The organism is Aedoeadaptatus acetigenes (genome assembly GCF_025566985.1).
Lineage (GTDB): Bacteria > Bacillota > Clostridia > Tissierellales > Peptoniphilaceae > Aedoeadaptatus > Aedoeadaptatus acetigenes.
The window spans coordinates 1-9,862 of record NZ_JAOQJD010000011.1; the positions used below are offsets into that span (position 1 = coordinate 1).

The window sequence follows — 9,862 nt, forward strand, 5'->3', positions numbered from 1 at the left end:
GAAAATGGACCTGAAAGCGGTGCTGACCTTTGCATGCATGAACATGAAAAAACTGGCACTAATGATGGATCGAAGAGATCGGGAGAGGGGAAACTGCGGCCCTTCTTTTGCTGATTTATGGAGAAAATGGATTGACAACATAAAAAAGAGACAAACCCCGAGATTTATTCGGAGTTTGTCTGCAGTCTGAGAAGGCACATCGGTGCCTTCTTTTTAATTGGAGTTGTGCTTCTTTAAAAGTTCGTCTTTCATCTTCCAAAGTTCGGGGCTTAAGTCCACGATGTATTCCTGCGGGGTGTTGAGTCGTTTGACTTCGTCCCAGAGACTGTTGAGCTCGCGCTGTACTTTTTCGCGAATGGCTTCCAGGCTCGGGCTTTCGTAAACGAGTTTGCCGCCGATGTAAATGTCTTCTAAAAGGGAGCGCACTTCGTAGTTTTTCAGTGTCTTGCGCTTCCAGGTAAAGAGGGGGTGGAAGATTTCGTAGCCGTCGTCGGGGATTTCCTCGCCTTTTACGGTCAAGACGTCGGCGATGGCTTTGCCCTGATCTTTGTCGTAGAAGCGGTAGATGTCTTTGACGCCGGGGGTGGTGATTTTCGTCACGTTTTCGGAAATTTTAATGGTGGGCTTGATGACGCCGTCAGCTTCCGTGGCCACGAGTTTGTACACGCCGCCGAAGACGGGGTGGCTCTTGGATGTAATCAGTCGCTCGCCGACGCCGAAGGAATCCACTTGGGCGCCTTGTTTCAACAGGTCTTCGATGACGTATTCGTCCAGGGAGTTGGAGGCCATAATGGTCACATCGGGGAAGCCTGCGTCGTCTAAAATTTTTCGGCACTGCTTGCTCAAGTAGGCGATGTCGCCGGAGTCGATGCGAATGCCGCGGCCTTCGTGGCCGGCTTCGCGCAGCTCTTTAAAGACCTGAATGGCGTTGGGAAGCCCCTGATCCAGCACGTCGTAGGTGTCGATCAAGAGGAAGCAGCTGTCGGGATAGACTTTGGCGTAGGCTCTGAAGGCGTCGATTTCTTCGTCGAACATTTGCACCCAGCTGTGGGCCATGGTGCCCAGGGCGGGGACGCCGTAGAGCTGTTCGGCCAAGGTGTTGGCGCTGCCGTTGCATCCGCCGATGTAGGCGGCGCGGGCGCCCAGATTGGCGCCGCTGTAACCTTGGGCGCGGCGGGAGCCGAATTCGGTGACGGCCCGTCCGCCGGCGGCCTTACAGATGCGATTGGCCTTGGTGGTGATTAAGGTTTGGTGGTTGATGGTTAAGAGGACCATGGTTTCCACCAATTGGGCCTGAATGGCCGGGCCTCTCACGGTGACCAAGGGCTCCGAGGGGAAGACGACGGTGCCTTCGGGGATGGCGCGCACGTCGCAGGCAAATTCGAAATTCGCCAGGTAGTCTAAAAATTCCTCGCTGAACATGCCTTTGGAGCGCAAAAAGGCGATGTCTTCGTCGTCGAAGCTCAAGTTTTCCAAGTATTCGATGAGTTGTTCCAGGCCACTTAAAATAACGTAGCTGGCATCGTCCGGTGCAGAGCGGAAAAACATATCGAAATGCACGATTTCGTCTTGCATACCGTTTTCAAAGTAACCGTTGCCCATGGTGAATTCATAGAAATCCGCCAAGAGGGTGTAGTTGTTCTGATCTGTAAATTTCATAGTGCTCTCTTTCTTGTCCTTCATTAGACCTTTTTTCTCATTATAGCACAAGTCGCCTCGGCTGACGCAGGCAAACATTTTCAATTGCAAGATGGACGCGCATCCGCCCTCAGACGAGGCCGTTTCGTGGTACAATATGTGCAACTATAATGAAGAATGAGAAGGTGAATGATGTTACAAGTAACAGATGTAAGTGTAATTTTTCCCGATAAGAAATTGTTCGACGACGTCAATCTGCTCTTTCAACGGGGCAATTGCTACGGCGTCATCGGCGCCAACGGCGCGGGGAAATCCACGTTTTTAAAAATTCTCTCCGGCGAAAAGGAGCCCTCCACAGGCCACGTGTCCAAGGACAAGAACGAACGGCTATCGAAATTAAAACAGGACCACTACGCCTATGAAGAGTTCACGGTGATGGACACGGTAATACAGGGCAACGAGGAGCTTTACGCCATTCAAAAGGAGAAGGACGCCATTTACATGAAGCCGGACTTTTCCGACGAAGACGGCATTCGCGCAGGGGAACTGGAAGCGCGCTTTGCGGAAATGAACGGCTATGAAGCGGAGGCCGACGCCTCCCGCCTCTTGCAGGGCTTGGGCATCGATTTGGAAAAACACGACCGGATGATGTACGAGCTTCGGGAATCGGAAAAGGTGAAGGTGCTCTTGGCCCAGGCTCTTTTCGGCAATCCGGAAATTCTTTTGTTGGACGAGCCCACCAACGGCCTGGACGTGCGGGCGGTCATGTGGCTGGAAGATTTTTTGGCGGATTTTGAAGGCATCGTCATTATCGTGAGTCACGACCGCCACTTCCTGAACAATGTCTGCACCCATATGGTGGACATCGACTTCGGCAAGATCAATATGGTGACGGGGAACTACGATTTCTGGTACGAATCCGGGCAATTGGCGGCGAAGCTGATTAAGGAACAAAACAAAAAGAAAGAAGAAAAGATTAAAGAGCTGCAAAACTTCATCGCCCGATTCAGCGCCAACAAATCCAAATCCCGCCAAGCCACGAGCCGCAAGAAGCTCTTGGATAAAATCGACTTGACGGAAATTCGCCCATCCTCCCGCCGCTACCCCTTCGTGGGCTTTACTTTGTCTCGGGAAGTGGGCAATGAAATTCTCACCGTGGAAAATCTTTCCTCGGAATTGGACGGCAGTCTGCTTTTTAAGGACCTGTCCTTCCGCCTGGACAAGGACGACAAGGTGGCCTTTATCGGAAACGAAGTGGCCATTACCCGCCTCTTCGAAATTTTAACGGGCCACAGCGACGATTTCAGCGGCGAATTTAAATGGGGCCAAACCATTACCATGCGCTACTTCCCCAGGGACAACAACGCCTTTTTCGACGGCGTGGACAAAAACTTGATCGACTGGCTCAGAGATTACAGTGAAGACCAGTCGGAAATCGTCATGCGCTCCCTCTTGGGCCGCATGCTCTTTTCCGGGGACGAGGCCCTGAAAAAAGCCGACGTCCTCTCCGGGGGCGAGCGCGTGCGGATGATGTTTTCCAAAATGATGATCGATCCCGCCAATGTGCTGATCTTCGACCAGCCCACCAATCACCTGGATCTTGAGAGCATCGAAGCGGTGAACAACGGACTCATGGACTTTAAGGGGAATCTGCTCTTTACTTCCCACGACCATCAATTTATCTCCTCCATCGCCAATCGCATCATCGAGATCAAGGAAGATGCAAGCTTCAGAGACGTCAAGATGGATTACGAAGATTACATCGCCCGCTACATCGCCGATTCGAACACAGGCTTAAATTAAATTTTACAAAGACAAAACAATTCACCGTTACAATGAAAAGGGGGTGCATGATGCACGGCGTCATCGACATCGGTTCAAATACCGTGCGCCTGTCGGTCTTCCGCGTGGAAGACGGCGTGGCGCAAAATCTATTCAATGAAAAGCAAACGGTGGGCCTGGCCGGCTACCGAAAAGACGGATGCCTCACGGAAGAGGGGATTCGCGCGCTCATCGAGACTTTGGGCCACTTCGCCTTTATCTTGGATCAGCTGGGGGACATTCACTACACCCACGCCATCGCCACGGCGTCCATACGAAACATCAACAATTCCGACGAGGTGCTTCGTCGGGTGAAAAAGGCCCTGGGCATGGACATCGAAATACTAAGCGGCGAGGAGGAAGCCCACCTGGCTTTCGTCGGCGCCGAAGGGACGATTTCGGGCCACGAAGACGGCGTCCTCGCAGACATCGGCGGCGGTTCCACGGAAATCGTCCTCTTTCGGGAGGGGCGGGTGGTGGATTCGGCCTCCCTGGACATCGGGTCCTTATCCGTGTTTCGCGACTACGTGGACGGCTTGTTTTTAACCAACGACGAGCGCAAAGCCATGGACGAGCGGCTGAAATTTCTCTTAAACGCCCAGGCCATCGAACGGGGAAAATATCCCATCCTCTGCGCCGTCGGCGGCAGTGCCCGGGCGACGCTTAAAATGTACAACACCCTTTTCGACGAGCATCCGGACAACGACGAGATGAACACCGACGATTTGAAGACCCTGATGAAGCATTTGCTGGACATTGAAGAGAAAGAAAAAATGGAAATCATATTAAAAGTAAAAGCAGACCGTATCCATACATTGCTGCCCGGTCTTTCGATTCTTTACCGAATCGCCAAGTATTTTCACGTGGAAAAAATCGCCGTCGCCCAGACGGGGATCCGGGAGGGGTACGTTATCAGCCGAATCATAGGAGGCTAATAATGCACGACATTTCTTTCACTCAAAATCGCGAATTATCCTGGTTGCGCTTTAACGAGCGGGTATTGGACGAAGCACAGGACGGGCAGGTGCCCCTTCTGGAGCGGATGAAATTTCTGTCCATCTTCGATTCAAATTTAGACGAATTTTTTATGGTGCGGGTAGGCTCTCTCACAGACCTTTCCATGCTCCACAAGCGGGTCATCGACAATAAATCCGACATGGATCAGGACGAGCAACTCGCCGCCATCATGGAGCAGGTGCGGATTTTGTACCAAAAAAAGGATTACGTCTACGAGGAGTTAAGGGACCAATGCCGCGCCAAGGGCTTCTACGCCATCGAAAGTGAAGAAATGACGGAGCACGAGGAAAAAATCCTCTTGCCCTACTTCGAAAACACCATCAGCCCTTACTTAAATTACCAAATCGTGGACCTGACCCACCCCTTCCCGCACATTCCCAATCTGGGCATCGTCATCGTCTACCACCTCAGGAAAAAAAGCGACGACGTGCGCTCCATCGGGGTGATTCAGGTGCCGCCCAATTTAAATCGAATCATTCGCCTGGACAAGAACAAATGCATTCTCCTGGAGAAGGTCATCGAAAAATACGGCGCCATGCTCTTCGAGTCCTACGCCATCGAAGAAAGCTACATTATGAGCGTGACGCGAAACGCCGACATCGACTGGGACGACGAGGACTACGAATTTGCCGAAGACTATCGCTCCCACATGAAGAAGATGCTGAAAAAGAGAAAGCGCCTCATGCCCGTGCGCCTGGAGCTGAATCGCATGCCGACGCAAGGGGTGCTGGATATACTTTTAGACAAGCTCTCTTTAGACGAGAGCCGCGTCTTCGTCACGACGAGCCCGGTGCGCCTGGGCTACCTCTTCGGCCTGGTGGACGTGCTTGCACCTTTAATGGGGCCGGAGAGCGTGGATGAGCCTTTCGAGCCGAAAAACAGCCGCTACGTGGACGAGAAAAAGCCCATGATGGCGCAAATCGAAGCGAAAGACATTCTTCTGTCCTATCCCTACGAGTCCATGGACCCCATCATTCGCCTTTTGGATGAGGCGGCCAAGGATCCCACGGTGGTGTCCATCAAAATCACCTTGTACCGCATCGCAAAAAATTCCCTGGTGGCGGAAAAGCTCATGGAAGCGGCGGAAAACGGAAAAGACGTCTTGGTTTTAATGGAACTTCGCGCCCGATTCGACGAAGAAAACAACATTCTCTGGTCGTCGAATTTGGAAAAGGCCGGCTGCCGCGTGATTTACGGCTTCAACAAATTTAAATGCCATTCGAAAGTTCTGTTAATTACCCGCGTCGTGGACAACAAGCCCGTCTACATGGCGCAAATCGCCACGGGCAATTACAACGAAAAGACGGCGAAGCTCTACACGGACTTTGCCCTTATGACCGCCCATCAGGGCATCGGCCGGGACGTGAATCGCCTCTTCGACAATTTCCTCATCGGAGAATTAAACGGCACCTACGACCACTTGTGGGTGAGCCCGAAGACCTTGCCCGAAGGGGTGGAAGCGGCCATGGACAGGGAAATCGAAAAGGTAAAGGCCGGAGGCGAAGGCTATGTGCGCCTGAAGATGAATTCCATCTCCGACAGGCAAATGATCGACAAGATCTCCGAAGCCTCCAACGCCGGGGTCACCGTGGAGATGATGGTTCGGGGAATCAGCTGCATCGTGCCGAAAATTCCCGAGCGCACGGAAAATCTCTCCGTCTACTCCCTGGTGGGACGCTTTTTGGAACACCACCGCATCTATCAATTCGGTCGCGGCGAGGCGGCCGAGGTGTATATTTCCTCGGCGGATTTCATGACGCGGAATCTGAGAAAGCGCGTGGAAGTGGCGGCGCCCATCCTGGATCCGGACATTAAAAAGCGGATTCTGGACTTTATGGACATTATGTTTAAAGACGATGTGAAGCGGCGGGAGCTCTTGCCCTCGAAGCGCTACGCCCACGTGGAAAACAAGGAAAACTTTATTGCGCAAAATTACTTAATCGAAGAAGCCGATCGCTTTGGAAAGGGTGCAGGGCCGAAGGAGAAGGACAGCGTCGTTATAAAAAGCGAAGAGAAAAAGGCGCCGGGATTTTTCGCCCGACTGAAGAAAAAGCTCTTCGGCTAAAAGAATGAAGTGAATCGACGGGGAAACCTGTCGATTTTTTTGTGGAACAAAAGGGATTTCTTCATCGCCGACCTTTCGGAAGATCTTTGATATAATGGGACGGAAAGGGGGAGAGAAATGAAAACGAAAAACGAGACGATTTATGTTGCTTATATCGACACGCCTTTGGGCGTGATCAAAATCGAAGCCACAGACCGACTGATTCTCTCCCTCACATTTGCCTCGGAAGCGGGGCCGTCGAATCCAAACGATTTGTGCGAAGAAGCGACGCAGGCCCTTCGGGCGTATTTTTCCGGAAAGCGGAAAACCTTCGACTTGCCCCTTAAAGAAGCGTCCTCTGCCTTTGCGAAAAAAGTCTACGCCGAAACGAAGAAAATTCCCTTCGGCGAGAGGCGCTGCTACGGAGAGATCGCCCGGGCCGTGGGCTCCCCCGGGGCGGCCCGGGCCGTGGGGGTAGCCCTCTCGAAAAATCCCCACATCATCGCCGTCCCCTGTCACCGCGTCGTATACAAAGACGGCTCCGTCGGCCACTACGCCGGCGGCGACGAGAAGAAGCGCGCCTTGCTGGCGTTTGAAAGAGGTGTGTCGTGAATCAGTTGTTGCTATTTGTCTCCGTCGTGTTTATTTTGGCCCTTATGGCCATTCGCTTTTCCCATAAATTCGGCATCCCCGCCCTCCTATTGTTTTTCCTCTTAGGGATCGGCGCGAGCCGGGCGGGACTGAATTTCGAAAATTACGACTTTATGGAGCAGTACGCCTCCTTCGCCCTGTTTATCATTATGTTTTACGGGGGCTACGGCACGAAACTCGAAATGGGCATGCCCGTCTTAAAACCCGCCGTCATCTTGAGTTCTCTCGGCGTCGTCATTACGGCGGCGGTGACGGGCCTCTTCGTCCACTACGTGCTGAAATTTCCCATGATCGAATCCATGCTTTTCGGCTCCGTCGTGGGCTCCACGGACTACGCCTCCGTCTCCTCCGTGTTGCAGAGCAAAAATCTGAACCTGAAGTACCGCTCGGCGCCCCTTTTGGAACTGGAAAGCGGCTCCAATGACCCGACGGCCTACACCATGACCATGATCTTTTTGAGCATTCTCTTGGGATCGGATCTTTCCATTCCCGTCTTGGTGGCAAAGCAAATCGGATTCGCCCTCGTGATCGGCTTTGTCATGACGCGGGTGTTTTTCTTCATTACGGAGCACGTGAACTTCAGAAAAGAAGGGCTCTTTACCATCTACATCTTCGCCATGGCTTTGGGCACCTATTCCCTCACCGGCGTCCTCGACGGCAACGGCTATTTGGCCGTGTACCTTTTCGGCATCATCGTGGGCAATCAAGAGTACATGGGCAAGCGGGAAGTGGTCTTTTTCTTCGACGGGCTCACGGAAATTATGCAGATCAGCCTCTTCTTCCTCATCGGCTTTTTATCCGATCTGTCGGTCCTCGTCCACTGGCTGCCCATGGGCATTGCCGTCACCCTGTTTATGATCTTTGTGGCCCGTCCCGCGGCCGTCTTCGGCATCATGGCCTTTTTTGAATCCACGGTGAAGCAAAAAGCCGTGCTCTGCTGGGCCGGACTCCGCGGTGCGGCGGCCATCGCCTTTGCCATTATGGTCATTAACAGCGGCGCGCCCCTGGTAGGGGACCTCTTTCACATCGTCTTTGCCGTGTGCATCGCCTCCAGCTTGATTCAGGGCTCCCTCCTGCCTTGGGTCGTGAAGAAAATGGATATGCTGGATCCCAACGATACCGTGCTCAAGACCTTCAACTACTACCAAGACCGAAGCGACGTGGGCTTTTTGGAAACCCATGTCTACAACGAGGACTTGGTGGGCACGCCGGTGAAAGATTTAAACCTGACCTTCGACTTTATCGTGGCGAAACTTGTGCGAGACGGAAAAACCATCGTCCCTCGCGGCGACACGGTTTTGGAAAAGGGCGACGTGGTGGTCATCGGGGGAAAGAGCCACTTCGACGAGGTCGGCGGCAATTTGGAAGAATTTACCATTCGTAAGAATCACCCCTGGCGAGGCAAACGCATTATGGACATCCACTTTAAGCCCAGGTCGCTGATTCTCATCGTACAACGGGATCAAAACATTCTCGTCCCCTCCGGCGAAACCATTCTCTGTGCCGGGGACACGGTGATCTTTACGGACAACGAAGACGAGTTTTACGATGAAGAAGAGGATGAAGAAAAGGTGAAGCCTTCGGAAAAAGAGGAGAAGTAAAGGCAAATTAAAAAGAATGTAAAATAGCCCTTGACAGAAAACGAAACCTCGCCTATAATTATATAGGTATTGAGGTGCTATCGTAGCTCAGCCGGTAGAGCACTACATTGGTAATGTAGAGGTCGCAGGTTCAAGTCCCGTCGATAGCTCCATTAAAAAGAAGGTCGCCAATAGGCGGTCTTTTTTTATGCCCTTTTTCGGGCAACAAAAAACTGCGGCGTCCTTGACCGCAGTTCAGACTGCAGACAAACTCCGAACAAAACTCGGGGTTTGTCTCTTTTTTATGTATTTTCTCCATAAATCAGCAAAAGAAGGGCCGTCGCCTCCTCCGTCCCGATCTCTTCGATCCATCATTAGTGCCAGTTTTTTCATGTTCATGCATGCAAAGGTCAGCACCGCTTTCAGGTCCATTTTCTTTCGTCCACGCTGGTTGGTGTAGCGAAGGCCATGGTATTCTTTGGCGCTGCCGAATTGCCGTTCGATGGTTTCTTTGCGTTGTTTGTATTCTGCTTTTCCTTGGGTGGTGTAGCGGTAGTCTTCCGCGACGTCCAGGGCGTCTTGCCAGAGGTGGCGAGTAACGGTTTTTTGATGGTTTTTGCTGGCGGTGCAACGGTGAAGGGTAGGACAGTTTTTGCAGATTTTTGGATTGCTTTTGTATTCGCGGTATCCTTCACGTGTCGTGGTGCTGTAGGGGAGGATGTTTTCTTCCGGGCAGAGGTAACAGTCGTAGTAGGCGTCGTAGACGAAGTCGCGTTTGTAGTAGGGGTCGTCGAGGGCCGGTTTGTGTTTGGGCCGGGTGTAGGGGAAGACGGGCAGGATGTCTTTTTCAAGGAGGGTTTTGGCGATGGCCGGGGTTTTGTAGCCGGCGTCCATGACGAGTTTTTCCGGTTTTAAAGCTTGGAGTTTGGGGAGGAAGTCGAAGAAGGTGCTGCTGTCGTGGCGGTTGCCGGGAAAGCTTTGACAGGCGAGGATCCAACCGTGTGCGTCGCAGGCGGTTTGGATGGTGTAGGCAAAGACTTCTTTGTGCTCGCCTTTGTGAAAGAGGCCGCTTTCGGGATCGGTGGTGGATTGGGTGATGGTGGTGGTATCG

The 9,862-nt window shown here is 52.4% G+C and carries 8 protein-coding genes and 1 tRNA gene; 7 read left to right on the plus strand and 2 right to left on the minus strand.

The genetic code is table 11. The annotated features are described in order from the left end of the window. Positions 1–190: hypothetical protein (locus OCV31_RS06950; protein WP_267303858.1), on the plus strand; the 190-nt coding region annotated here is incomplete at its 5' end. A 23-nt stretch (positions 191–213) separates the two neighbouring features. Here the strand turns inward: OCV31_RS06950 and OCV31_RS06955 are convergent. Further along, positions 214–1,659: a nicotinate phosphoribosyltransferase gene (locus OCV31_RS06955; protein WP_148473773.1), complete on the minus strand. Its 1,446-nt coding sequence runs from the start codon at positions 1,657–1,659 to the stop codon at positions 214–216. 171 nt (positions 1,660–1,830) lie between these two features. Here OCV31_RS06955 and OCV31_RS06960 point away from each other — a divergent pair, with 171 nt between their 5' ends. From OCV31_RS06960 to OCV31_RS06985, 6 genes are all read left to right on the plus strand, one after another. Continuing rightward, positions 1,831–3,441, plus strand: a complete 1,611-nt coding sequence (locus OCV31_RS06960) for an ABC-F family ATP-binding cassette domain-containing protein (protein ID WP_148473891.1) — start codon at positions 1,831–1,833, stop codon at positions 3,439–3,441. A 47-nt stretch (positions 3,442–3,488) separates the two neighbouring features. Continuing rightward, complete coding sequence (locus tag OCV31_RS06965) at positions 3,489–4,394, plus strand: Ppx/GppA phosphatase family protein (protein WP_148473775.1); 906 nt, start codon at positions 3,489–3,491, stop codon at positions 4,392–4,394. Positions 4,395–4,396: 2 nt separating this feature from the next. Beyond that, a complete protein-coding gene (ppk1, locus tag OCV31_RS06970; protein WP_148473777.1) occupies positions 4,397–6,541 on the plus strand; it encodes a polyphosphate kinase 1 in 2,145 nt (714 codons plus the stop codon). 117 nt (positions 6,542–6,658) lie between these two features. Then, the gene (locus tag OCV31_RS06975) at positions 6,659–7,132 is read left to right on the plus strand and encodes a methylated-DNA--[protein]-cysteine S-methyltransferase (RefSeq protein WP_148473779.1); all 474 of its coding nucleotides are present in this window, start codon (positions 6,659–6,661) and stop codon (positions 7,130–7,132) included. Next, positions 7,129–8,772 (plus strand): potassium/proton antiporter, encoded by a 1,644-nt coding sequence (locus OCV31_RS06980; protein ID WP_267303859.1) that lies wholly within the window; start codon positions 7,129–7,131, stop codon positions 8,770–8,772. The genes OCV31_RS06975 and OCV31_RS06980 overlap by 4 nt, the downstream gene beginning before the upstream one ends. 76 nt (positions 8,773–8,848) lie before the next feature. After that, positions 8,849–8,924 (plus strand) — tRNA-Thr (locus OCV31_RS06985). An 82-nt stretch (positions 8,925–9,006) separates the two neighbouring features. Here the strand turns inward: OCV31_RS06985 and OCV31_RS06990 are convergent. Further along, positions 9,007–9,862 (minus strand): transposase (locus OCV31_RS06990; protein ID WP_148473893.1); only part of this gene is annotated, 856 nt, incomplete at its 5' end.